General features: G+C 64.9%; 17 protein-coding genes, 1 tRNA gene and 1 pseudogene. 6 read left to right on the top strand and 13 right to left on the bottom strand.

From position 1 onward, the window contains the following. Window positions 1-399: 399 nt before the first annotated feature. Both KBY88_RS12915 and KBY88_RS12910 read left to right on the top strand, forming a co-directional pair. Window positions 400-2502: an Rne/Rng family ribonuclease gene (locus tag KBY88_RS12915; RefSeq protein WP_254940354.1), complete on the top strand. Its 2103-nt coding sequence runs from the start codon at window positions 400-402 to the stop codon at window positions 2500-2502. Window positions 2503-2516: 14 nt separating this feature from the next. After that, a complete protein-coding gene (locus tag KBY88_RS12910) occupies window positions 2517-3125 on the top strand; it encodes a ribonuclease HII (protein ID WP_254940353.1) in 609 nt (202 codons plus the stop codon). Here KBY88_RS12910 and KBY88_RS12905 read toward each other — a convergent pair. Further along, a complete protein-coding gene (locus KBY88_RS12905) occupies window positions 3091-3603 on the bottom strand; it encodes a DUF1997 domain-containing protein (protein ID WP_254940337.1) in 513 nt (170 codons plus the stop codon). The genes KBY88_RS12910 and KBY88_RS12905 overlap by 35 nt on opposite strands. Window positions 3604-3656: 53 nt before the next feature. Between KBY88_RS12905 and pheA the strand changes: the two genes are divergently transcribed. Continuing rightward, complete coding sequence (gene pheA, locus KBY88_RS12900) at window positions 3657-4544, top strand: prephenate dehydratase (protein WP_254940336.1); 888 nt, start codon at window positions 3657-3659, stop codon at window positions 4542-4544. Here pheA and KBY88_RS12895 read toward each other — a convergent pair. The 9 genes from KBY88_RS12895 to KBY88_RS12855 form a co-directional block, all read right to left on the bottom strand. After that, the gene (locus KBY88_RS12895) at window positions 4527-5483 is read right to left on the bottom strand and encodes a methyltransferase domain-containing protein (protein ID WP_261348811.1); all 957 of its coding nucleotides are present in this window, start codon (window positions 5481-5483) and stop codon (window positions 4527-4529) included. The two genes, pheA and KBY88_RS12895, sit on opposite strands and share 18 nt — an antisense overlap. A 10-nt stretch (window positions 5484-5493) precedes the next feature. Beyond that, entirely contained in the window at window positions 5494-6159 is a 666-nt protein-coding gene (locus KBY88_RS12890; RefSeq protein WP_254940335.1) for an LON peptidase substrate-binding domain-containing protein, read from the bottom strand. A 119-nt stretch (window positions 6160-6278) separates the two neighbouring features. Continuing rightward, window positions 6279-6599, bottom strand: a complete 321-nt coding sequence (gene rpsJ, locus KBY88_RS12885; protein WP_254940334.1) for a 30S ribosomal protein S10 — start codon at window positions 6597-6599, stop codon at window positions 6279-6281. A gap of 148 nt (window positions 6600-6747) precedes the next feature. After that, a complete protein-coding gene (gene tuf / locus KBY88_RS12880) occupies window positions 6748-7977 on the bottom strand; it encodes an elongation factor Tu (protein ID WP_254940333.1) in 1230 nt (409 codons plus the stop codon). 39 nt (window positions 7978-8016) lie between these two features. Further along, window positions 8017-10092, bottom strand: a complete 2076-nt coding sequence (gene fusA, locus KBY88_RS12875) for an elongation factor G (protein WP_254940332.1) — start codon at window positions 10090-10092, stop codon at window positions 8017-8019. A 97-nt stretch (window positions 10093-10189) separates the two neighbouring features. Continuing rightward, a complete protein-coding gene (gene rpsG / locus KBY88_RS12870) occupies window positions 10190-10660 on the bottom strand; it encodes a 30S ribosomal protein S7 (RefSeq protein WP_254940331.1) in 471 nt (156 codons plus the stop codon). Between the two features lie 64 nt (window positions 10661-10724). Beyond that, window positions 10725-11099, bottom strand: coding sequence for a 30S ribosomal protein S12 (rpsL, locus tag KBY88_RS12865; RefSeq protein WP_186697323.1), 375 nt, complete (start codon window positions 11097-11099; stop codon window positions 10725-10727). Window positions 11100-11150: 51 nt separating this feature from the next. Then, a complete protein-coding gene (locus KBY88_RS12860; RefSeq protein ID WP_254940330.1) occupies window positions 11151-11507 on the bottom strand; it encodes an AIR synthase in 357 nt (118 codons plus the stop codon). 74 nt (window positions 11508-11581) lie between these two features. Then, on the bottom strand, window positions 11582-13414 hold the full coding sequence (locus KBY88_RS12855) for a phosphodiester glycosidase family protein (RefSeq protein ID WP_254940329.1): 1833 nt from the start codon (window positions 13412-13414) through the stop codon (window positions 11582-11584). Between the two features lie 161 nt (window positions 13415-13575). Between KBY88_RS12855 and gltB the strand changes: the two genes are divergently transcribed. Continuing rightward, window positions 13576-18168 carry a glutamate synthase large subunit gene (gene gltB, locus KBY88_RS12850; protein ID WP_254940328.1) on the top strand — a complete coding sequence of 1531 codons (4593 nt, stop codon included), beginning with the start codon at window positions 13576-13578 and terminating at the stop codon, window positions 18166-18168. Between the two features lie 22 nt (window positions 18169-18190). Here gltB and lipA read toward each other — a convergent pair. Continuing rightward, window positions 18191-19066 (bottom strand): annotated as a pseudogene (gene lipA / locus KBY88_RS12845) (lipoyl synthase); the annotation flags it as partial. 91 nt (window positions 19067-19157) lie between these two features. Here lipA and KBY88_RS12840 point away from each other — a divergent pair. Next, a tRNA-Pro gene (locus tag KBY88_RS12840) sits at window positions 19158-19231 on the top strand. 15 nt (window positions 19232-19246) lie between these two features. On the opposite strand, the gene cobJ is transcribed toward KBY88_RS12840, so the two are convergent. Further along, window positions 19247-21025, bottom strand: coding sequence for a precorrin-3B C(17)-methyltransferase (cobJ, locus tag KBY88_RS12835; RefSeq protein WP_254940327.1), 1779 nt, complete (start codon window positions 21023-21025; stop codon window positions 19247-19249). Then, window positions 21022-22344, bottom strand: coding sequence for a hypothetical protein (locus KBY88_RS12830; RefSeq protein WP_254940326.1), 1323 nt, complete (start codon window positions 22342-22344; stop codon window positions 21022-21024). The genes cobJ and KBY88_RS12830 overlap by 4 nt, the downstream gene beginning before the upstream one ends. 490 nt (window positions 22345-22834) lie before the next feature. Here KBY88_RS12830 and psaA point away from each other — a divergent pair, with 490 nt between their 5' ends. Beyond that, window positions 22835-25138, top strand: coding sequence for a photosystem I core protein PsaA (gene psaA, locus KBY88_RS12825; RefSeq protein ID WP_254940325.1), 2304 nt, complete (start codon window positions 22835-22837; stop codon window positions 25136-25138). The last annotated feature ends 12 nt before the right edge of the window (window positions 25139-25150 follow it).

Below are 25150 nucleotides of genomic sequence, written 5' to 3'. Positions count from 1 at the left end.
TCACAATCTGCAGCCTGCCTTCCGAATCAGCTTTCTTGAAACCCCATTTCCAGAAAGCCGTTTCATTCGGCACCGTTTGGATTTTGGGCGCGCGTCTCCTGCTTTTTGCGCCTTGTTGATCGATCGAGGGCTCAGGCCATACCGATCGATCCGATGCGCACGCGGGCTGTCTTCACCCCTGGTTCCACCGGCCGTCTCCCCCTGCCGAACTGGCGGGGTTTCCGCAGTCGTCATACCGGCCGTCGTCCACTCTGAGCTTCTTTCCCGCAACGGTTCCCCAGTCCCTCCCCAGCGCCCTCGGAAGCAGCGCTGGGACAGGGTTCGGTCCGCTTGCGTTCCCTTCAGGGGATGTTCCCTCCCGTACGGCAGGGCTCCGCTGAGCCTCCCTCCCTTTCCTCCATGCCCCAGCAGATCGTCATCGCCGAGCAACTGCGCATCGCGGCGGTCCTCAACGACGACCGTGTTGACGAATTGGTCGTGGCCCAGGGGCGTTACCAGATCGGTGACGTCTACCTGGGCACCGTCGAAAACGTGCTCCCTGGCATCGATGCCGCCTTCGTCAACATCGGCGAAGGTGAGAAGAACGGCTTCATCCACGTCACCGATCTGGGCCCGCTACGGCTGAGGAAGGGGGCGGCCGGCATCACTGAACTGCTCGAGCCCCGCCAGAAGGTGCTTGTACAGGTGATGAAGGAGCCCACGGGCACCAAAGGTCCGCGGCTCACCGGCAACCTCACCCTGCCCGGCCGCTTTTTGGTGCTGCAGCCCCACGGCCAGGGGGTGAACATCTCCCGCCGCATCAACGGCGAGAACGAGCGCAACCGTCTGCGGGCCCTGGGGGTGTTGATCAAGCCCCCCGGCTCCGGCCTCCTGGTGCGCACTGAAGCCGAAGGGGTCAGCGAGGAGTTGCTGATCGATGATCTAGAGAGCCTGCTCCGACAGTGGGAGGGCATCCAGTTGGCGGCCGAGACGGCCGCGCCGCCGGTCTTGCTCAACCGCGACGAAGACTTCATCCACCGCGTGCTCCGCGACCTCTACAGCCCTGAGGTGGTGCGCGTCGTGGTCGACAGTGCCGAGGGCGTGGCCCGGGTGAATGCCTTCTTGGGTGCCGACCAGGCCAACCTGTTGGTGGAACATCACCGGGAGTCCAGCGAGATCCTGGAGCACCACAAGGTCAACGCGGCCATTCGCGATGCCCTCAAGCCCCGGGTCGACCTGCCGTCGGGTGGCTACGTGATCATTGAGCCCACCGAGGCGCTCACCGTCATCGACGTCAACTCGGGCTCGTTCACGCGCTCGGCCAACGCTCGCGAGACGGTCCTTTGGACCAACTGCGAGGCGGCGGTGGAGATCGCCCGCCAGCTCAAGCTCCGCAACATTGGCGGCGTGGTGATCATCGACTTCATCGACATGGAGTCCCGTCGCGATCAGCTCCAGTTGCTGGAGCATTTCACCCAGGCGGCCCGCGACGACACCGCCCGTCCCCAGATCGCCCAGCTCACGGAATTGGGCTTGGTGGAGCTCACGCGCAAGCGTCAGGGCCAGAACATCTATGAGCTCTTCGGCCGGGCCTGCCCCAGCTGCGGTGGCCTTGGTCATGTGGCCGTTTTGCCAGGCAAGGACACCCTGCAGCCCCTGGCGACTCAGACCGGTCTGGTGCGCTCCGCCGCCTCCGCCCGGGCCGAGGTGTCCAGCTCCTCCGTGGCCACCGAGTCCTCCCCCCGCCGCCGCCGCGGGGGCCGCGGGGGCCGCGGGGGTGGCGATGGCTACGAGGCCAGCGCGAGCCCAGCTCCGGTCTCCGCCTACGGCTCCGCTGACGAGTTCGCCGTCATTCCCGTGCTCCCCTCCCCCACCACGCCGTCCAACGGAACTTATTCCAACGGCGGTGGATCGGAGGGCGGCTCCAGCCGTCGGCCGGAACCCGACCTTGTGGCTGTTTCGATGGAGCCTGAGCAGGAGCTCGTCTTTGGCTGGCTTGGTCTCAACCCAGCGCTTCTCCTTGATCCCGTTCCCAGCACGGAGAATCTTGTGGTGCGGGTGGTGCGCCCGGGTGAGGATGCCGAGGCGATTCTCGATGAAGCCCGCCAGCAGCTCTCGGCCTCCGGGCCCCGCCGCCGTCGGCGTCAGCGGGGTGGCGGAGAGGGCGGTGCTAGCCCGGGTCGCTATGGAACCGCCGAGGAGTCCAGTGACAGTGAGCACGCCAACCCCACGGAAGATCAGTCGGCGTTGCCTTCGCTGGTGGAGATCACGCCGTTGCCCGTGGCAAGTTTTGAGCCCTACGGCGCCGGGGCTGACGACTCGGCGGAAGTCCCTTTCGTCACCGTGGCGATCGATCCCACGCCTGTCCGGTCTGCGGTGGTGGTCTCCAACAGCCCACCCGCGCCCACACGCCGCCTTGCCGTGAGCAGCCTGGTGGAGACGGCAGAGGACCCAGTTCCTGCTGATGTCGATGCTGATGGTGAGCCCCGCCGCCGCCGCCGCCGTTCTTCCGCCGCCAGCTGAACGACCCCTGGCATCTGCATGACCCTGGCGTTTGTGCCGGGGTTGACGAGGTCGGCCGGGGGGCGCTCTTCGGGCCGGTGCTGGCGGCGGCGGTGGTGCTATCACGTCAAGCGAGCACTTCATTGGAAGCCGAGGGACTCACCGACAGCAAGGCGCTCACGGCCCGCCGCCGGCGTCTGCTGGTGCCTCGCATCACCGCCGTCGCTGAGGCCTGGGCGATTGGCCAGGCCTCAGCGAGGCAGATCGATCGAGAGGGCATCCGAGCGGCCACCGAGGCGGCCATGCGCCGGGCCCTCCAGCGCCTGGCGTTCACCCCGTCGCTGGTTCTCGTCGATGGGGTGCTGCCACTGCGTGGCTGGGAGGGTGAGCAGCGCACGATTGTGCGCGGCGATCGCGATTGCGCCGCCATCGCCGCTGCCAGCGTGCTTGCCAAGGAGGCCCGCGATGGACTGATCCAGCGCCTGGGCCAGCGCCACCCTGGCTATGGGCTGGAGCGCCACATGGGTTACGGCACTGCCCTGCATTGTCAGGCGTTGCTGGAGCGCGGGGCCACCGACCTGCACCGCCAGAGTTTTCTGGTGCGGCTCTTCAGTGGCTCAAGCACCACTGCTGGAAATCCTTGAGCAGCTGCTGGCTGACTCGAATCTTCATGCCCTTGAGCAGGCCCCCCAACAGCGAGCCGCCCGTGGCCGTCAGCACCGAGACAGGGATCAATCTCAGCAGCGGCGGCCGGCTGACGCTGACCGATAACGAGGCTTCCCCTTCCAACGCTTGGCCCTTGGCCAGCAACCAGGAGCTCAAGCTGAGCTGGAACTCTTCCACCATGCCGAGGCCCACGAGCTGGGCATCAGTGGCTTCGATGTCAAGACGGCCAGGGGTCTTGCGCGTCTCCATCTCCACCACCGGCTGGATCTGGAGTTGGAACACCTGCAGCTTTGTGACCTCATAGCGGTAGCGGCCAGGTCCCAGGAGGCTCAGTTGGACGGGATCGAACAGGGCCTTGATAATCCGCTGCTCATCGGCGAGGTACTCGTCGAGCCGCTCCGCCTGCTCCCGCACCGGGATCACGAGCCTCTGGGAGGCGCTGAAGGTCAGGTTCATGGCCTGAGGGTCGGCGCGGCATGATCCTATCGATCCCCCCATCCGGCCCTCCCATGCGCCTCGCCTTCCTCGGCCCGGCCGGCACCTACGGCGAACAGGCCGCCCTGCGGCTGGCGGAGCTGAGTGGGGTGGCCAACCCTGATCTTGTGCCCCAGATGGGCATCCGGGCAGTGATCAAGGCCCTCGCCAGTGCCGACTGTGACGGGGCCGTGGTGCCGGTCGAGAATTCTGTCGAGGGGGGTGTCACCGCCAGCCTTGACGCCCTTTGGGAACATCCAGAACTGGCGGTGGCCCACGCCCTGGTGCTCCCGATCCGCCATGCTCTGGTGGGCAGTGGGCCGATCAGCGGCATCAGCGAAGTTCTCTCCCATCCGCAGGCCCTGGCCCAGTGCAGCCAGTGGCTGGGCGATCAGCTGCCCAGGGCCCTGCAGCTCACCACCAGCTCCACTGCGGAGGCGGCCCGAATGGTCGCCGGCAGCCGTTTCCGCGGCGCTGTGGCCTCCCTGGAGGCGGCTGAAAAGCACGGCCTCGAAGTGCTCGCCTACCCAATCAACGATGTGCCCGGGAACTGCACGCGCTTCTTGCTGCTGCGCCGGGGCGAGCGCGGCCTTGATGGTCCCCTGGCCAGCGTTGCCTTCTCACTCCAAGCCAATAGCCCGGGGGCGTTGCTGGGGGCCCTGGGTTGCTTCGCGCGCCGCTCATTGAACATGAGCCGAATCGAGTCGCGGCCCTCGAAGCGGGAAATGGGGGAGTACATCTTTTTTGTTGATCTGGAGCTCAGCGAGGGTCGCCTGCCACTGGAGCAGGCCCTCGATGAACTCCGTCCGCTCTGTGAGCACCTTGCCCTGTTCGGTGCTTACCCGCTCACCAACTTGGTCGCCAGCGAGGATCAGCCCCCTCCTGATACCCAGAGCCAGGGCCCATCAGGGAGCTTGACGTAAGCGGAATACCCCGAATTGCATCAGCCCGGTGGCGAAGGCCCAGTGCATCAGCAGCAAGGTGGGAACTTCCCGAAGCCCCTTGACCACGGCGCCGGGACCCAATCCCACCACGGCGCCTGGCCGGCGAACCCCTTCCAGGATCGAATCGATCCAGGAGGGCAGGGTGGCGACGCTCCAATCGTCTGTGCTGACGGTCGCGGCTCCCCCCAGTTGGCTGCTTTGTTCCAAATGGCGCCGGAAGCCGGGGATGCTGGCAAATTCCGGGTGGGCCCATTGGTCGAGCAGTTGGCGCAGCACCCAGCGTTCGAGGGCCGTCGTGGGTTGACGCTCCGGATCACGGCGGTTCCAGTCGGCAACCGCCAGGCGGCCACCGGGCCTGACCATGCGTAGGAGTTCATCGGCGTAGCGCTGCTTGTCGGCCATGTGTGGTCCCGCCTCCACGCTCCAGACCGCATCGAAGCTTGCCGATGGCAGATCCAGCGCGAGGGCATCCATGCAGGCAAAGCGGCAGGAAAGACCTGGAGGCGTCAGGGCCCGGGCGCGCTCGATCTGGCCGGAACTGATGCTGATGCCCAGCACCTGAAAGCCGTAGTCACGGGCCAGGATCCTCGCGCTGCCACCGATGCCGCAGCCCACATCCAGCAGGGTGCTGCCGGCGGGGAGTCGGTCAAGGCCACTCCAACGCACGAGAGCGTGGACGAAGTCCTCTTTGGCTTGGCGGAAATCCACCGACCTGGGCGGGTTGCCGTAGTAGCCCAGGTGCACGTGCTCACCCCAGAGGCGCTCGAGCAGCGCGTCTTCGGTCCAGCGGTCGTAGGCCTCCGCCACAGAGGCCGTGCTCTGGTAACGGCGGCCCTGGCGCTGCCAGAGCAGCAGCGCTGCGGCCAGAAAAGCAAGCGCCAGAAGTGCTGCCAGCGGAATTGGCCCCGGAATTGCCAAACGCTTCTCTTTAGGTGGGGTCTGGGTCGTCGAGATCCTTGAAGGTGTCCTTCAACACGGTGCGTGCCGCCAACTGGCGGCGGGTGCGATCCAGCAGGTCGAACTCCAAGCGCAGGCGTTCACCGGTATCGGTGATCTCCAGCAACGTCTGTTGGTGGTCGGCCACCGGGCCACCCAGATGTGAGCCGATCCAGAAGGACAACTCTCGAGGCAGGTCGGGCAGGTCGCTCGGCAGGGGTGTGATCTTGCCAAACAGCTTGCCCGTGAGCTCAACCACATCCCGCAGGGCTTTGGTGACGTCCAGAGAAAGACGCTGGAGTTCAGCGTGGTCAGCGGCGCTGTCGTCTTCAATCCAGCTGACCATGGCCACCCGGAACGGTGCCTCCCTCACCACATCAAGCACCCGAAACCGTTGCTGCCCCAAGGTGACGATGTTGCTGCGGTCGTCGTCTTGGGTCTGACATTGCAGAATTTCAGCACAGCAGCCCACATCGGCCATCCGTTGGGCTTGGGGATCCCATCGCACGACGCCGAAGCGGCGGTCGTTCTCCAATACCGTGCTCAGCATCATGCGGTAACGCGGTTCGAAGATGTGGAGGGGGAGCACTTCCTGGGGGAAAAGCACCACATCCGGCAGGGGGAAAAGGGGCAGTTCCCTGACGGACAGATCGGTCACGGGGTCATGCTGCGCGGCGGCAGAACGAAGGTGGGAGGCCTGGAGTCAGCCGGCTGGGGGACCGCAACCAGAGCCCTGATGCTAAGGACAATCCAGGGCTACCAGCGCCGGACATGGGCTCAGAGCTTCACTTCAATGTCAACGCCACTGGGCAGGTCCAGTTTCATCAGAGCGTCAATGGTCTTCGCCGTGGGGCTGTAGATGTCGATGATCCGTCGGTGGGTGCGGGTCTCGAAGTGCTCGCGGGAGTCTTTGTCCACGTGGGGCGAGCGCAGCACGCAGTAAATCTTGCGTTTGGTGGGCAGGGGGATGGGGCCGATGGCCGTTGCGGCGGTGTGATCGGCGGTTTCGATGATCTTTTCGCAGGAGAGATCGAGCATGCGGCGATCGAACGCCTTCAGGCGGATGCGGATCTTCTGCTGGGGGATAGCGGTGGACATGGCGTTGATTGAAAGAGCGCAGGGGACGGCAGGAGGTGAGCACTCCGGCTGATGGGGCAGCGGCCGGGCCGTCTTGGGTTGTCGAGGTGCTGTGAAAGGTCCGCTCAAGGGTGGGGTTTGAACCCCACCCCAAGAGGCTAGATCAGCCTCAGTCGAGGATCTTGGAGACCACGCCGGCACCAATGGTGCGACCGCCCTCGCGGATGGCGAAACGCATGCCTTGCTCGATGGCCACCGGGCAGATCAGCTCGCCGGTCATCTTGATGCGGTCTCCGGGCATGACCATTTCCACATTGCTGCCATCGTCGGCGGTGAAGGCGGTGATCTGGCCGGTCACATCCGTGGTGCGGATGTAGAACTGCGGGCGGTAACCGGCAAAGAAGGGGGTGTGGCGTCCGCCCTCCTCCTTCTTGAGCACGTAAACCTCACCTTCGAACTTGGTGTGGGGCTTGATGGAGCCGGGCTTCACCAGCACCATGCCGCGTTCGATGTCTTCTTTCTGGATGCCGCGCAACAGTAGACCGGCGTTGTCGCCAGCCAGACCCTCTTCGAGTTGCTTACGGAACATCTCCACGCCGGTGACGGTGCACTTGCGGGTGTCGCGGATTCCCACGATTTCGATTTCTTCGCCGACCTTCACCTTTCCTCGCTCGATCCGACCAGTGGCGACGGTGCCGCGGCCAGTGATCGAGAAGACGTCTTCGACGGCCATCAGGAAAGGCTTGTCGATTTCACGCTCAGGCTCGGGGATCGATTCATCGACCGCATCCATCAGGTCGAGGATCTTGTCGACCCACTCGTTCTCACCGCGGACGCCTTTGCCGCCACCTTGGATGTGCTCCAAGGCCTTGAGGGCCGAGCCGGCGACCACGGGGATGTCGTCACCGGGGAAGTCGTAGCTGCTCAGCAGCTCACGCATTTCCAGTTCGACGAGCTCAAGAATTTCCTCGTCATCGACCATGTCCTTCTTGTTCAGGAACACGACCAGCGCGGGCACGCCCACTTGCTTGGCCAGAAGGATATGCTCCCTGGTCTGGGCCATGGGGCCGTCGGTGGCAGCGACCACGAGAATGGCACCGTCCATCTGGGCGGCACCAGTGATCATGTTCTTGACGTAGTCGGCGTGACCCGGACAGTCCACGTGGGCGTAGTGCCGCTTGCCGGTTTCATACTCAACGTGGGCAGTGTTGATGGTGATGCCGCGCTCTTTTTCTTCCGGAGCACCATCGATCTCGTCATAGGCCTGGGCCTTGGCCTGACCCAGCGAGGCCAGCACGTTGGTGATGGCGGCCGTCAGGGTGGTTTTGCCGTGGTCAACGTGGCCAATGGTGCCGATGTTGACGTGGGGTTTGGTCCTTTCGAACTTCTCGCGAGCCATGATGAAAAAGAATCGGGGGGTGGTTTTAGAAGGTGAAGATCAGGAATTGCCCTGATTCTTGGAGATGATGGCTTCAGCGACATTGCGAGGAACTTCCTCGTAGTGGCTGAATTCCATCGAGAAGATACCCCGACCCTGAGTCATGGATCGGAGCTGGGTGGCGTAGCCGAACATCTCGGCCAGAGGCACTTTGGTCTGGACCTTGGACTGCCCATTGTCAATGGACTGCCCTTCGACCTGGCCACGACGGGAGGAAAGGTCGCCGATCACTGATCCGAGATAATCCTCGGGGATCTCGACCTCCACCTTCATCATCGGCTCAAGAAGAACAGGGTTGCACTTCTTGACGCCGTCTTTGAAGGCCATGGAGCCAGCGATTTTGAACGCCATTTCCGAGGAGTCCACATCGTGGTAAGACCCGTCAACCATGGTGACTTTGATGTCGATCATCGGGTAACCCGCGATCACGCCTGATTCGCAGGTTTCCTTCATGCCGTTTTCAGCAGGCCCGATGTATTCCTTGGGGACGATGCCACCAACGATCTTATTGGTGAAGACGAAGCCTGTACCAGGCTCGCCAGGCTCCATTTCGATCACCACGTGACCGTACTGGCCCTTGCCGCCGGTCTGGCGGGCGAATTTGCCTTCACCCTTGGCGCTGCCACGGATTGTCTCCCGATAGGAGACCTGAGGCGCACCAATGTTGGCCTCCACTTTGAACTCCCGAAGCATGCGGTCAACGAGGATTTCGAGATGAAGTTCACCCATGCCGGCGATCACTGTCTGGCCGGTTTCCGGGTTGGTAGACACGCGGAAGGTGGGATCCTCTTCAGCCAAGGACTGGAGAGCTTTCGAGAGCTTCTCCATGTCGCCTTTGGTCTTGGGCTCTACCGCCACTGAAATCACTGGTTCGGGGATGAACAGGGATTCCAGGATGATCGGATCGTTCTCGACACAAAGGGTGTCCCCTGTGGTGGTGTCTTTGAGGCCAAGCACGGCGCCTAGATCACCCGCGCGCAGCTCATCGACTTCCTCGCGATCATCCGCTTTGAGCAGGATCAGACGTGAAATCCGTTCTTTCTTGTCCTTGGTGGAGTTGAGAACGTAGCTGCCCTTCTGGAGCACACCGCTGTAGATGCGCACAAAGGTGAGCTTGCCATAGGGGTCAGCCATGACCTTGAAGGCCAAGCCGCTGAACGGGGCGCTGTCATCACAGGGACGGAAGGACTCGCTGCCATCAGGCAGAAGGCCGGTGATCGGGGGCACGTCGACCGGTGCCGGCAGGTAGTCAACGACAGCATCAAGCATCAGCTGGACGCCTTTGTTTTTGAAGGCCGAGCCGCAGAGGATCGGTACCAGGGCGTGCTTGACCACGCCGACCCGGATGCCTTTGATGAGCTGCTCATCGGTGAGTTCGCCGTTCTCCAAGAAGGCGTCAATCAACTCCTCATCCGTTTCCGCTACGACTTCCATCAGGTGATTCCGCCATTGGGCGGCTTCTTCCTTCATGTCGTCGGGGATCTCCTCTTCGAGAATGTCAGTGCCCAGGTCGTTGGTGTAGATGATCGCCTTCTGACGCACCAGATCGATGATTCCTTTCAGGTCGCCTTCGGCGCCAATCGGTAATTGGATCGGAGCACCTTTGGCTTTGAGGCGATCCTTGATCTGCTCGACCACCTTGAGAAAATTGGCCCCAGTCCTGTCCATCTTGTTGACGAACACAATGCGGGGCACGTTGTAGCGATCCGCCTGGCGCCATACCGTTTCTGATTGGGGTTGAACGCCACCGACGGCGCAGAAAACTGCTACGACGCCATCGAGCACCCGCATCGAGCGCTCGACTTCAATGGTGAAATCGACGTGACCGGGGGTATCAATAATGTTGATGCGGTGATCCTTCCAGCTGGTCGAAATGGCCGCAGCGGTGATCGTGATGCCACGTTCACGTTCCTGCTCCATCCAATCGGTGACGGCGGCGCCGTCGTGGACCTCACCCATCTTGTGGACAACGCCCGAATAGAACAGAATCCGTTCGGTCGTGGTGGTTTTGCCCGCGTCGATATGGGCGGCGATACCGATATTTCTGACGCGTTCCAGGGGAAAGGCGCGGGCCACGGGGAACTTCTCCGAAGGTTGTCAACTAAAAAGCGGGCGTAACTCTACAGGGCGGTTCTGCAGGGGTCGAATCTGCCCTTGATTCGACCGCTTGAGCTCAGTAGCGGTAGTGGGCAAAAGCCTTGTTGGCTTCAGCCATCTTGTGGGTCTCTTCACGCTTGCGCACGGCACTGCCGGCCTCATTGGCCGCATCCATCAACTCTCCGGCCAGTTTCTGGGCCATGGAGCGACCGTTGCGGGCGCGCGAAAAGTTCACCAGCCAGCGGAGGGCCATGGCGGTCCCCCTCTCCTGGCGCACTTCCATGGGTACTTGATAGGTGGCTCCACCGACGCGTCGGGCGCGCACTTCCACCAAGGGAGTGGCGTTGCGGACGGCGGTTTCGAACAACTCCAGCGGATCTGTACCGGTGCGGTCGTTGATGAGGCCGAAGGCGTCAGAGAGGATCCGCTGGGCGGTGGATTTCTTGCCGTGCTTCATCAACCTGGCCACGATCATCGAGGCCAATCGGCTGTTGAACTGCGGATCCGGCAGAACCGGGCGCTTTTCGGCGGCATTGCGGCGGGACATAAACCTGTAAGCAGGGAGTCAGGAACGGGAGTGAGTGAAGGGCTGGGGAACGGCCGGGCCGGACTCAGCTCTTCGGGGTCTTGGCTCCGTACTTGGAGCGAGATTGACGGCGGTCCTTAACGCCCGCGGTGTCAAGGGTTCCGCGGATGATGTGATAGCGGACACCGGGCAGATCCTTCACACGGCCACCGCGGATGAGCACGACGGAGTGTTCCTGAAGGTTGTGGCCGATGCCTGGGATGTAGGCAGTCACCTCAAACCCGGAGGTGAGGCGCACACGGGCCACCTTGCGGAGTGCCGAGTTCGGCTTCTTGGGGGTGGAGGTGTAGACGCGGGTGCAGACACCGCGGCGTTCCGGGCAGGAGCGCAGGGCCGGTGACTTGGTCTTGCGGGTGAGGCGCTGCCGTTCGGTGCGGATCAGCTGCTGAATCGTGGGCATCGAGGGCCGGAGTGGGGGTCGGACGTCCGACCGTTTCGACAATCCGCCACCTTACTTCGTCGCCGTCCCACCCTCCCCGGGACGGCTGAAGGAGGAGCCGCAGACGCAGCAGCGCACCCCGTCATCGGGGCGGATCAGGAAACCGCCGCCGCTGAGATCGCCCCGATAGTCGAGGTTGAGGCCGTTCAGACGCGCCAGCTGGTCGACGGGGGCGTGGAGGGTGATGCCATCGGCTCGGGCCACGGGCACCCCCGCCAGATGGCCAGGACGAATGCGCAAGGCCCAGCGCTCGCAGCTGCTCTCCACCAGATCCAGGTGCATGACCCCTGGGGTGCCGGCGACGGCGGCCTGACGCCCCAGCTCAGCGGCGGCGGCCGCGCTCAGGCGCAGGCTCTGAGCCTTGGGCATGAGTGTTGATCATGGAAGCAGTCATTCTGGCGGCCCGAAGGACCAGGTTTCCCATGGCCGGGACCGGGGCCGAGCTAGCGCTGCTGGCTGGTGAGGCTGCCGCCCCCCGGGACCTGCACGGTGCGGCGGGGAATCAGCCCCAGACCATTGTGGATCGAGGCGCTCACCCCCCGACCTTTGACCGTGTGGGTGCCGGCGATGACCAGTCCGGTGGAACTGCCACCGTCAAGGTTAAGGGCCTCCTGCAACCCCAGCTGTTGCAGGGCGAGGGCGGTTTCACCCAGCGTCGGCCCCCCATGGCCCACTCCCTGAAGTGTTACGAGCCAAAGCTGGCGGCCATCGCTTCCCACCACGGTGCGTGGGGCACCCTGCTGAAGAAAGGCGGGGCTGAAACTCTCGGCACCGCCATTCAGCACGATGCGCCCACCCTGCAACAGCAGTGGTCCTCCGCCGATCACGTAGGGCTGCAGACCAAGGGGATCGCTGCTCCAGCTGCTCAGGTTCAGGCGTTCGCCCACCCCCCAGGGGAGCACTGCGCCAGCCCGACCGATCAGGAGCACATCGTCACCGCTGAGGGGAATCCCCTGGCTCAGCTGGTCGCTTTCGTAGCGCTCCAGCACGACCCCGCCGCGCAGGAGCAGCCCCGTTTCGGCTCCGCTCAGTGCCCTGTAGAAGCGGCCCCAGTCGGCGGTGTAGCGGCTGATGCCGCGCTGGACATAGCCGCTGTTGACGAGGGTGATCGGCCAGCGCTGGCCAGAGCGATCGGCGAGGGTTTCCTGGAGGGTCAGGCGTCCGAAGCGGGGAAGTTCACCGTCTTGCCAGGCCATCGCGCCCCGGTTGAGAATCGGCCCGGACAGCCAACGGCCGCTGACGCGCACGGCGCCCAGGGGCAGGCGGTTGATCCGGTTGAAGTAGCCGCCATTGATGGCGATCACCGCCTGTTCCTGCTGGGCCAGCACCGGCAGGCTCGATAGCCCCTGCATGCCATCGGGGCGGGTGAGCGGCCGCAGGTCGAGGCTCGCCAGGCGTGGATCGAGCCGCACGCTGCTGATCAACAGGCGCCTCTGACCGAGGCCATGCACCTCACGGCCCAATTGCACCCCGTAGCCCAGGAGTGCCAGCAGACGCGGATCACGCAGGTTGGGCTCTGCTGCCGTGGCCGCACCGTTGTTGGCGTCGGTGTCGCCAACACGTCCCGCAGCGACATTGGAAAGATCAATCACGACCCGGTTGGGCCCCCCCAGGGTGCTGATGCGGGTGTCCGCGCCCGCGCCACCCAATCCCAGGGAGAGCTTGACCGGCCCCGGTCGCACCGACAGGCCGAGACTTTGGAGCTGCTGTTGGAGCTCGGTGGTGCTGGTGAGATCGAGGGCAAGTCGGGCGTCGGCCTGGCGCAACCAGGTGGGGCCGCTCAGATCCAGCACCACCCGCCGACTGCCATTGACGTCGCGGGAGCGCACCCGCAGGAGCTGGGGTGTCGAAAGATGCAGCTGAAGCACCCCCCCCATGGGCTCTACCCGCGCTCCGGCGGCCAGCAGGGGGCGGGCCACATCCACTGCAACCTCATCCTGCAGGCTGCGTTGATCGGCTGATGGCACCTGAAGGCTCTGGCCGAACCACTCCAGTTCCAGTTCGCCGCTGGACCGGTCGCGGCGAACAAAGCCGAGCTGGGCCTCAAGCACATCAAGGGGGATCCAGAGCTGGCTTGGTCTTCTCCCTGGCCCGTCCTGCCAGCGCCAACGGGCCTGAAGGCGTTGGCCGTTGAGTTCGATCGCCTGGCCCTCCTGGACTGCTTCCGACCCCTTGACCCATGGCGGCAGGTCCCTTTCGCTGCTGCGCTCGATGGGAAGTGGCGGCGGCGGTGCCGGCAGCACGGCCATGCTCAACAGGGGCATGAATGCTGCCATTTGGCCCCGGGCTTCGTTGAGCGCAACCTAGCTCCGTTCATGGGGCTTCTCCGTTCCCCGTCTCACGGTAAGGAGGAACTCAGTCCCTAGGATCAGAGATCGTAGAAGCGGTCACCCCTTCCCTGGGCTGCTCCGCGGTCTCAGTCGCTGATTCCCGGGCTATGCCACTTCCCTCCCGCCCCGTTTGGCCCCGTTGCGACAGCCCAGCTCCGGTGGCGGTTGCCGGAGAGAAGGACGCCTGCGGCGTGGGGTTCTTGGCCCGTTTGAGCGGCGAGGCCAGCCACTGGATTCTTCGCCAGGCCCTGCGCGGACTGCAGTGCATGGAGCACCGGGGTGGTTGCGGCGGTGATGGCGATTCCGGCGATGGGGCCGGAATCCTCTGCGGGATCCCCTGGGGCTTTTTGGAGGCGGTCTGGCCCGAGGTGGCCACGGTGCCTTCGGGCCTTCGGGGCCTGGGGATGGTGTTCATGCCCAGTGATCCCGAGCGTCGGGAGCTCGCGCGCCGTTTCTGTGATGAGGAGGCTCTGCGCTTGGGCCTCCGCCCGGTGGGTTGGCGAGCCGTGCCGGTCGATTCCACCGTGCTGGGCCCCCTGGCCCGGGCGACGGCCCCGGTGATCGAGCAATGGCTGGTGGAGGCCAGCGAAGGCGGTGATGCGCTTGAAGCGCTGTTGTTCCGTTGTCGTCGCCGCATCGGTGACCGGGCTCGGGAGGCCTGGGGCCCCGGTTCCAGCGATCTCTATTTCGCCTCGATCAGCGCCCGCACCGTCGTCTACAAGGGCATGGTGCGCTCAGAGGTCTTGGATGCCTTCTATGGCGACCTGCGCGATGGGCGTTTCGCGGTCAGCTACGCCGTCTATCACCGGCGCTTCAGCACCAACACCTTGCCCCGCTGGCCCCTGGCCCAGCCCATGCGGCTGCTGGGCCACAACGGCGAGATCAACACCCTCCTGGGCAATCTGAACTGGGCCAAAGCCTCCGAATCCCACCTCGATGAGGTCTGGGGCGAGGCGACGGCCGATCTCAAGCCTGTCGTCAACGCTTCCTTCAGCGATTCGGCCAACCTTGATGCCACCCTCGAGCTGATGGTGCGCGGCGGTCGGCCGATCACCGACAGCCTGATGACCTTGGTGCCGGAGGCGTTTCGTCAGCAGCCCGAACTTGAAAGCCGGCCTGCCATCCAGGCTTTCTATGAGTATTCCGCCTGTGTGCAGGAGCCCTGGGACGGCCCGGCGCTTCTGGTGTTCAGCGATGGCCTCAGTGTCGGCGCCACCCTCGATCGCAACGGCCTGCGTCCGGCGCGTTTCTGCATCACCAACGATGGCCTGGTGGTGATGGGTTCAGAAACCGGCGTGGTGGAGTTGGAGGAGAGCACCATCATCGAAAAGGGCCGTCTCGGCCCCGGCCAGATGCTGGCTGTGGACCTGGTGAAGGGCCGACTGCTTCACAACTGGGATGTCAAGGCCGAGGCCGCCGAACGCCACCCCTATGGCGCCTGGCTGGCAGAACACCGCCGCAGCCTGGCGACCCAACCCTGGGAGCAGGTGCGCTCGCTGGGGGACCTGGAACTGCTGCAACTGCAGACCGCCTTCGGATTCAGCTCCGAAGACCTGGACCTGATCATCGAGGACATGGCCGGCGCCGGCAAGGAGCCCACCTATTGCATGGGTGACGACATCCCCCTGGCGGTGCTCTCCTCCAAGCCCCACCTTCTCTACGACTACTTCAAGCAGCGTTTCGCCCAGGTCACCAACCCGCCGATCGACCCGCTGCGCGAGAAGCTGGTGATGAGCTTGGAGATGCACCTGGGACGGCGCGGTTCCGCCCTGCGCCCCCAGGCCACGGGTGCCCAGGTGTTGCACCTGTCCACCCCAGTGCTCAACGAGGCCGAGTTGGCGGCCCTTTCCGGGCAGGGCCTGCCGACCTCCACCCTCTCCACCCTGCTGCCGGTGCTGGCGGGTCCGGAAGGTCTGGAGCAGGCCGTGAACGATCTCTGCGAGGCAGCCGTCGAGTCGGTGCGCGCCGGTAACCAGATCCTGATCCTTTCGGACCGGGTCGGCGGTGGCCTCAGTGCGGGCACCACCTACATCTCCCCTCTGCTGGCGGTGGGTGCCGTGCATCACCATCTTCTTGACCTAGGCCTGCGCTTGCACTGTTCCCTGGTGATCGACACAGCCCAGTGCTGGAGCACCCACCACCTGGCCTGTCTGATCGGCTACGGCGCCAGCGCGGTCTGCCCCTGGCTCACCCTGGAAACCACGCGCCATTGGCTGGTGCATCCCAAGACCCAGGCGTTGATGGAGCGGGGCAGGCTGCCCCGGATCGATGCGGCCACAGCCCAGGCCAACGTGCGCAAGGCCCTTGAGGATGGGCTGCGCAAGATCCTCTCCAAGATCGGCATCTCTCTGCTGGCCAGCTACCACGGGGCTCAGATTTTTGAAGCCATCGGTCTGGGGGCCGACCTGATCGAGCGCGCCTTCACCGGCACCACCAGCCGGGTGGCCGGACTGAGCCTGACGGACCTGGCGAGCGAGACCCTCGCCTTCCATGCCAAGGCCTATCCCGAACTCAACCGCACCAAGCTCGAATTCATGGGCTTCGTGCAGTACCGCACCGGCGGTGAATTCCATCTCAACAGCCCGGAGATGGCCAAGGCCCTCCATGCGGCCGTTGCCGCCGGCCCCGGCTACGACCACTTCTCCATCTACAGGACCCTGCTGGAGCACCGGCCGGTGACGGCCCTGCGCGATCTTCTGCAGCTTCGGCCAGCCCCCGCTCCCCTGCCCCTGGATCAGGTGGAGAGCGTCGCGAGCATCTGTGGCCGGTTCTGTACGGGCGGCATGAGCCTGGGCGCCCTCTCGCGGGAGGCCCATGAAGTGCTGGCCGTCGCCATGAACCGTATCGGCGGCAAGAGCAACAGCGGCGAAGGGGGCGAGGATCCGGCCCGCTACCACGCCCTCCTCGATGTCGACGCCAGCGGCCATTCGCCCACGCTTCCGACCATCAGGGGGCTTGTCAACGGCGACTCCGCTTGCTCGGCGATCAAGCAGATCGCCTCAGGACGCTTCGGTGTCACCCCTGAATACCTGCGCAGCGGCCGCCAGCTGGAGATCAAGGTGGCCCAGGGGGCCAAGCCCGGCGAAGGCGGCCAGTTGCCAGGCCCCAAGGTCGACGACTACATCGGCTGGCTGCGAAACAGCAAGCCAGGCGTGGCACTGATCTCGCCGCCGCCTCACCACGACATCTACTCAATCGAAGACCTGGCTCAGCTGATCCACGATCTTCACCAAGTCCATCCGGCCGCCCAGGTGTCAGTGAAGTTGGTTTCGGAGATCGGCATCGGCACGATCGCTACCGGTGTGGCCAAGGCCAACGCCGATGTGATTCAGATCTCGGGCCACGATGGCGGCACCGGCGCCTCGCCCCTGAGCTCGATCAAGCACGCCGGCAGTCCCTGGGAGCTCGGTCTCACCGAGGTGCACCGCTCTCTGCTGCAGAACGGTCTGCGTGATCGTGTGCTGCTGCGCGCCGACGGCGGCCTCAAGACGGGCTGGGACGTGATTCTGGCCGCTTTGCTGGGGGCGGAGGAGTTTGGTTTTGGCTCGGTGGCCATGATTGCCGAGGGCTGCATCATGGCCAGGGTCTGCCACACCAACAATTGCCCCGTCGGTGTGGCCACCCAGAAGGAAGCCCTGCGCAAGCGCTTCACCGGCTTGCCTGAGCACGTCGTGAATTTCTTCCTGTTCGTGGCCGAGGAAGTGAGGCAGCTGCTGAGTGTGCTCGGAGTGGCGCGGCTGGAGGATTTGATCGGGCGCACTGAAATGCTCGAGCCGCGTTCCATCGCCTTGGCAAAGACCAGCTTCCTTGATCTCTCCTGCCTGCTCGATCCTATTTCCGGGGCCGAGGATCGCAGTTGGCTGCAGCATGCGACCCAGGCCCATGGCAATGGACCGATCCTTGAAGATCTCCTGCTCGCCGATCCCGCCATCGCAGCCGCGATCGAATCCCACGGCCGGGTGAGCCGTTCCTTGGCGATCGTCAACACCGACCGCAGCGTTGGCGCCCGTCTGGCCGGTGAGATTGCCGCCCGCCACGGCAACGCCGGATTCCAGGGGTCCGTGAACCTGCGCTTTGGCGGCGCTGCTGGCCAGAGCTTCGGTGCCTTCCTGCTTCAGGGTATGGAGTTGCGCTTGGAGGGGGAGGCCAACGACTATGTCGGCAAGGGCATCCATGGCGGACGGATCGTGGTGGTGCCCCCGCCTGGGGGCAACGATGCCGGTCATCAGGTGATTCTGGGCAACACCTGCCTCTATGGAGCCACCGGTGGTGAGTTGTTCGCCCTCGGCCGCGCCGGGGAGCGCTTCGCCGTTCGCAACAGTGGTGCTCGCACGGTGGTCGAAGGCACCGGCGACCACTGCTGTGAATACATGACGGGAGGCGTGGTGGTGGTGCTGGGCAGCACTGGCCGCAACGTGGCTGCGGGCATGACCGGTGGTGTGGCCTTCCTGCTCGACGAGCGGGAAGGCCTGGCCTCGTTACTCAATGGCGAAACCGTCAGCCTCCACGGCCTTGAAACCCCTGAACAGGAGCGTTTGCTCAAACCGCTTCTGGAGGCCCATCTCGATCACACCGGCAGCTTGAAGGCGGCAGAGATCCTTGCCCATTGGCCCCTGTGGCGCGGGCGCTTCAAGGTGCTGGTTCCTCCCAGTGAGTTGACCACCGTGGGCTTGGGCCAGCGGGAGCAGGTGGTCGTCTGAGCGCTTCCCTTGTGGGGGCGGCTCAGCGGGGGTGTTCGCGCATCAGGCGCTGCACCTCACCGGCGTGGTAACTGCTTCGGGTCAGCGGTGAGCTGACCACCTGCAGAAAGCCCAGTTCGCTCTCTCCGTGCCGGCGGAAGCCCTCGAACTGCTCGGGCGTGGGGAAGCGCTGGACGTCCAGATGCTTGGGTCCAGGGGATAGGTATTGGCCGATGGTGACGATGTCCACCTGATGGCGCCGGAGATCGGCTAGCACATCCAGCACTTCGCCATCGTTCTCGCCCAGGCCCACCATCAACCCTGCTTTGGTGTAAGTGCGCGGCCAGCCCTTGCGCACCCGATCCAGCAGTTCCAGCGAACGCTCGTAGATTCCCTGGGGGCGCACCAAGCGGTAGAGCCGGGGCACCGTTTCGATGTTGTGGTTGAGCACGTCGGGCGCCCCTGCCATCACGGCGGCCAGGGCCTCCCAGTTGCCGCAAAAATCGGGAATCAACAACTCGATCGTGGTGTGCGCCGAGCGTCGCCGCACCTCCTCGATGCAGGCCACGAACTGACGGGCACCGCCGTCGGCGAGGTCGTCGCGGTTCACCGAGGTGATCACCACATGGCGCAGGCCCAGGCGCGCCACCGCCTCACCGAGCCGAATCGGCTCGCTGGGGTCGAGCTCCCGCACGCTCTTGTCGAAGTCGATGTCGCAGTAGGGGCAGGCACGCGTGCAGCCGGGCCCCATGATCAGGAATGTGGCGGTGCCGCCGGCGAAGCACTCGCCGATGTTGGGGCAGCTGGCCTCCTGACAGACGGTGTTGAGCTTGAGGTCGAGAAGCAGATCTGCCACGGCCCCGATGCGTTCGCGTTGGGGCGCCTTGACGCGCAACCAGTTGGGCTTCAGCACGGGCTCAGACCACTCCGGCGGAGGGCAGTCGGCGGGATTTCACTTTAGGAATCCCCGTTCGATAGAGGGCGGCCCCCATCACCTACACTCCGGCCATCGGGATGTGGCGCAGCTTGGTAGCGCACTTCGTTCGGGACGAAGGGGCCGCAGGTTCGAATCCTGTCATCCCGATTTCCTCTTCCTGAGTCAAGCGAGCACCGCCCCTGGGTAGCCCCGGGGGGTCACCATGCGGCCCTGCTCCACCCGGCTGCTGCGGTTGCCCACGAGCACCACGGTGAGCATGTCCACCTGCTCAAAGGGCAGCTCGCCGAGGGTGCTGAGCTGCACAAACTCCTCGGGGCGTCCAAGTTGACGCGCCAGCACCACGGGCGTGTGCTCGGGCCGGCCTTCGAGCAGCAACGCCCTGGCGCGCTCGAGTTGCCATTGCCTGCCCTGGGAGCGGGGGTTGTAGAGGGCAACGACGAAATCCCCGAGGGCGGCGGCCTTGAGGCGCTCCTCGATCGTGGGCCAAGGGGTGAGCCGATCGCTGAGGCTGATGGTGCAGAAATCGTGCATCAGCGGCGCCCCGACCCGGGCGGCCGCCAATTGCAGTGCCGAGAGGCCGGGGTGCACTTGGAATCCTGGCTGTCCGCCTTGGGGCAGGGCCATCCAAAGTTCCAGGGCGAGGCCCGCCATGCCATAGATGCCGCTGTCCCCTGAGGAGACCAGGGCCACGGTCAGGCCCTGGGCGGCCAGTTCGAGCGCCTGGCGGCAGCGCTCGGTTTCCTGGGTGAGTACGCCATCCAGGCGCACCTGATCGGGGCGCCTCAGGGGTTCGAGCAAATCCAGGTAGAGGCCATAGCCCACCCAGACCGTGGCTTCGGCCAGGGCCTGGCGTGCGTCGGGGGTCAGCAGCTCAAGCGAACCCGGTCCGCTGCCCACCAGATGCAAGCGGCCCCGCTGGGGCGCCTGCTGGCTGGCACAGAGGGCCACCGCCAGGGTGGAGGCGCCCTGCTCGCCCCGCTGGGGGCGCTCAATCCGTTTCTCCATCAGCAACTGGGCCCCGGCTCCCGCCGCCAGCAGGGCGGCGGCTTCGGCCACGCTGGCGGTTCCCAGTTCCTGCTCCACCACGGGCGAGGGGTTGGGCACGGTCACACGGGCCAGTTCGCTGGCTTCAAAACAGCGCAGGGGCCAGCCCCGTCGTTGGGCCAGCTCGAGCAGGGCCGGTTCGTCGGCTTTGCGCTCGGCGCTGGCCAACCCCGCCACGGCCTCTGCTGCAAGCCCATGGGCCGCCAGGCTGCGGTCGACGGCCCGCTCCAGCAGGCTGAGGCTGGTGTTGCGCTCACAGCCCAGCCCTAGCCAGAGGCTCGGCGGATGCCAGCGCAGACCTTCCCCCAGCGAGTGGCTGATCACCAGTGTGGGTTCAGACCCGTCACTACGAAGGGTTTTGATCAGCGCCAGCTGCTGGGCCGCCGGCGACTGGCGCCAGAGCGAGCTACCGCTCTCCTGGCGCAGCTGGAGAGGGTGCCCCTGGTTGATGGCCTTCATCAGCGGGCTCCAGTCGCCCTGGCCCCGCCGCCAACCCCAGGCGGCACCGAAGCTGTCGAGGGGAAGTCGTCCACTGGCGGCGCAGGCGCCCGTGAGCACCGCCTCGCCCCCCAGCAGGGCCGCGATCCGCCTGCTGAGTGGTTCAGCGCCGGCGCCATGGCCCCCCAGCAGCGGAATCGCATAGCGCCCCTGGGGATCCACCACCACCACGGCAGGATCGAGACTCTTCTCGCTCAACAGGGGGGCGATCAAGCGCACCACCGCGCCGCAGGCGCCCACCACCACAAAGGCCGCGCTCTCCTCCCAGTGGCACCGCAGAAGGGAGCCGGCCTCACCGGCTGGACCCACCTCATCCAGTAAGCCCGCCCGCCGCAGTCGCTCCAAAACGGGAGTGGCGGCGGGGCTGAGGCCCAGGCCCCGAATCGGTTGCTCCTTCATCGAGCGAACCTGGCACGGAGGCGGCCTAGGGGTCCCTCGCTTGGGGGCATCACGAGGGTCCCGTCGGGGTTCACCAGGTCTCGGGGCCTGGGAGGGGCCTGATCGAGTGAGGCTTCGGGCCATGGAGCTGTGGCTGGCTCAGACGCTTCAGCGCTGGGCTCAGGGGCGCTGGCTGACGTTGTAGCTGGGGTCGGGGGCTGGTCTGGTGGGGCAGCGGTTAGCGGTAGGGACATCGGCTGAGCCGGCTCGGTGATCGGGGCTGCGGGGCTGGCGGCGGCGGGGCCAGGCTGCTGAGCGGCTGGCTCCTCCGGAGGGCTGCTGGCTGGCGAGTCAAGGGAGGCCGGGGGCGCCAAGGGGGGCAGTGGCGCCGCTTCCACGGGCAGCGCTGGCTCAGATCCTGGGGGAGCAGGCAGGTTTTCGGCGGCGGGAGTGGCAGGTGACGGCGAGGGTTCCAGCTCAGCTGGCCCGGCGGTGGCCACACCAAGCAGCCGTTGCAGGTCATCGTCAGCGAGCTGGCCCAGCTGCCAGCCCCGGAGGGGATCAGCCGTCAGCTCCAGCTCCTGCACCACGCTGTTGAAGGGTGGGTTGAGCGGCTGACCGACCTGGTCGAGTAGTTCCAGCACGATCGCGTTGCTGCCGTTGTGAAGGCCCTGAAGCCAGAGGGGGGCTTGGCGATCAAGCAGGAAACTGTCGCCATTGACCGTCACCCGCAGCCGCCAGCTGTCGTCTCCGTCGCGCAGATGCTGCAGGGGGGCCCCCAGCAACAACCAATCGATCAGGACGGGCTGGCCGCTGCTGGCGCGCGCCGCGGGCACGGGGATCAGTTGGGGGCTTCCTTCCGCCGGCAGGGACAGGGGATTGGGGGCCACCCGGTGCAGTGTGATTTGTTGACTTGCTCCCGGTTGCTTCAGGGCTTCGCCCCAGGGGAAGGCGGCATAGGCGGTGAGCCGGTGGCTGCCTGGGCCCAGCTGAGGCATCGATACCTTGATCGGAAGCGTGTTACTGGTGACACGGATAGCGGGCTCCCCATCGAGCTGCAGCACCAGATGGGGGCCGATCCCGAGCGGCCCGGCGTCGGCCAGCGGCCAATCCTCCACGGAAACCGTGAGCTCCCAGGGCCCTGCGGGCAGCAGGCTTCCGTTGGCGGGGGCCTGGATCGTCACCCGCGGCCGGTGGCCCGCCAGGCGGGTCTGCAGCTGCAAGACGGCACCGGGTGGGGCCACTTCCTGCAAATTGCCGCTGGGCTGGCTCGGGCCCAGCACCGGCTCAGGTGAAGGGAGGTGGGACTGTCCCTGACAGCCCGTGGAGAGCAAGGTCATCACCACGAGCATCAGGGCGGTCAGCCCCCGAAGCGCCGCTGCCAGCATGCGGTTGTCTCCTCGCGTCGGGGTGCCGTGCTGGCGGCATTCTGCTGCCCAGGATGGCGGGTGGTTTGGATCAATGCTTGAGCCGATGAAATCCCCGGCAATGGTGATAACAATTCAGTCCCAACAGGCCTTCATTCGCTAACACAATCCGCCGTCAAGAGCCCAGTCGCAGACTGGATAGCGGCGGCATTGAACCTTTGTAACTGCCCGCCTATGTGCTTTGGATGTGGCCCCTATACTTTCGCCAGCGGTCCCCTCAATGGGGCCCCAGCTCCAGTCATGGCAAGCGTTTTCGGCCTTCGGGCTGCTCCCGCTCCATGCGCTGGTGCCCCATGAACCCCCCGGCCTTTCCGGGGGTTCGTAAGGCCCACCGGCCTGGCCGTTCCGGCCCGGTCGGAGGGGTGGACCTCCACCTCGACCCCGTCCCTCGAGGAACGTCTCGATGACCATCAGCCCACCAGAACGTGGGAAAACGGCGAAGGCCCAGGTTGACCGGAACCCCGTTCCTGTCAGCTTCGAGTTGTTCGGCAAGCCCGGACATTTCGATCGCACCCTCGCCAAAGGTCCCAAAACCACCACCTGGGTTTGGAACCTCCACGCCAACGCTCACGATTTCGACAGCCACACGAGCGATCTCGAAGAGGTCTCTCGCAAGATCTTCAGTGCTCACTTCGGCCATCTGGCCGTCATCTTCATCTGGCTGAGCGGCGCCTTCTACCACGGTGCCCGCTTCTCCAACTATTCCGGTTGGCTGGCCGACCCCACGCACGTGAAACCCAGTGCGCAGGTGGTCTGGCCGATCTTTGGCCAGGAAATCCTTAACGGGGATGTGGGTGGCGGTTTCCACGGCATTCAGATCACCTCCGGCCTCTTCCATGTCTGGAGGGCCTGGGGCTTCACCAACGAGTTCCAGTTGCTGTGCACCGCCATCGGTGCGCTGGTAATGGCGGGCTTGATGCTGAACGCCGGCGTCTTCCACTACCACAAGGCAGCTCCCAAGCTCGAGTGGTTCCAGAACGTTGAGTCGATGCTCAACCACCATCTGGCCGGTCTCCTGGGCTTGGGATCCCTGTCCTGGACAGGGCACCTGATTCATGTGTCCCTGCCCACCACTGCTCTGATGGATGCCATCGATGCCGGGAAGCCCCTGGTGCTCAATGGCAAGACCATCGCTTCGGTGGCGGACATCCCCCTGCCTCACGAATTCCTCAACCAGGATCTGATCGCCCAGCTGTTCCCAGGATTCGGGGCCGGCCTCCAGGCGTTCTTCACCGGCAATTGGGCCGCCTACAGCGACATCCTGACCTTCAAGGGCGGGTTGAATCCTGTAACCGGCAGCCTTTGGATGACTGACATCGCCCATCACCATCTGGCGATTGCGGTGCTTTTCATCGTCGCCGGTCACCAGTACCGCACGAACTGGGGCATCGGTCACAGCATCAAGGAGATCCTCGAGGGCCAGAAGGGTGATCCCCTGCTGTTCCCAGCCCCCAAGGGCCACGATGGTCTCTATGAGTTCCTGACCACGTCCTGGCATGCCCAGCTGGCCATCAACCTGGCTCTTCTCGGCTCGCTGAGCATCATTGTTGCTCAGCACATGTATGCGATGCCTCCGTATCCCTACATCGCTGTTGATTACCCCACCCAGCTCTCGATCTTCACGCACCACATGTGGATCGGTGGGTTCCTCATCGTTGGTGCGAGCGCCCATGGCGCTATCGCCCTGATCCGCGACTATGACCCCGCTAAGCACATTGACAATGTGCTGGATCGGGTGCTGAAGGCCCGTGATGCCCTGATCAGCCACCTCAACTGGGTGTGCATCTGGTTGGGCTTCCACAGCTTCGGCCTCTACATCCACAACGACACCATGCGTGCCCTGGGTCGCCCCCAGGACCTCTTCAGTGACTCGGCCATTCAGCTGAAGCCCATCTTCGCTCAATGGATTCAGGGTCTGCACGCCGCTGCTGCCGGCACCACCGCTCCCAATGCGCTGGCCGGTGTAAGCGAAGTGTTCAACGGTGTCGTTGTCGCCGTTGGCGGCAAGGTGGCCGCCGGTCCGATCCCCCTGGGAACGGCCGACTTCATGGTCCACCACATCCATGCCTTCACGATCCACGTCACCGTGCTGATCCTGCTGAAGGGTGTCCTCTACAGCCGCAGTTCCAGGCTTGTGCCCGACAAGGCCAACCTGGGCTTCCGCTTCCCCTGCGACGGCCCCGGCCGTGGCGGTACGTGCCAGGTGTCGGCATGGGACCACGTGTTCCTCGGCCTCTTCTGGATGTACAACTCGATCTCGATCGTGATCTTCCACTTCAGCTGGAAGATGCAGAGCGACGTGTGGGGAACGGTGAATGCAGACGGCTCCGTTTCGCACATCACCAACGGCAACTTCGCCGAGAGCGCCATCACCATCAATGGTTGGCTGCGTGATTTCCTCTGGGCCCAGGCCGCTCAGGTGATCAACAGCTATGGCTCCTCCTCGAGTGCCTATGGCCTGATGTTCCTGGGTGCGCACTTTGTGTGGGCCTTCAGTCTCATGTTCCTGTTCAGCGGCCGCGGCTACTGGCAGGAGCTGATCGAGTCCATCGTCTGGGCTCACAACAAGCTGAAGGTGGCTCCGGCCATCCAGCCACGCGCTCTGAGCATCACTCAGGGCCGTGCCGTGGGCGTTGCCCACTACCTCCTGGGCGGTATCGCCACCACCTGGGCTTTCTTCCTGTCCCGACTCATTGCGGTCGGCTGACCTCACACCTGA

Source organism: Cyanobium sp. Morenito 9A2 (assembly GCF_024345575.1).
Taxonomy (GTDB): domain Bacteria; phylum Cyanobacteriota; class Cyanobacteriia; order PCC-6307; family Cyanobiaceae; genus ATX-6F1.
Note: the sequence above shows the minus strand (reverse complement) of the source record. Positions and strands in the feature narration are given on the sequence as shown.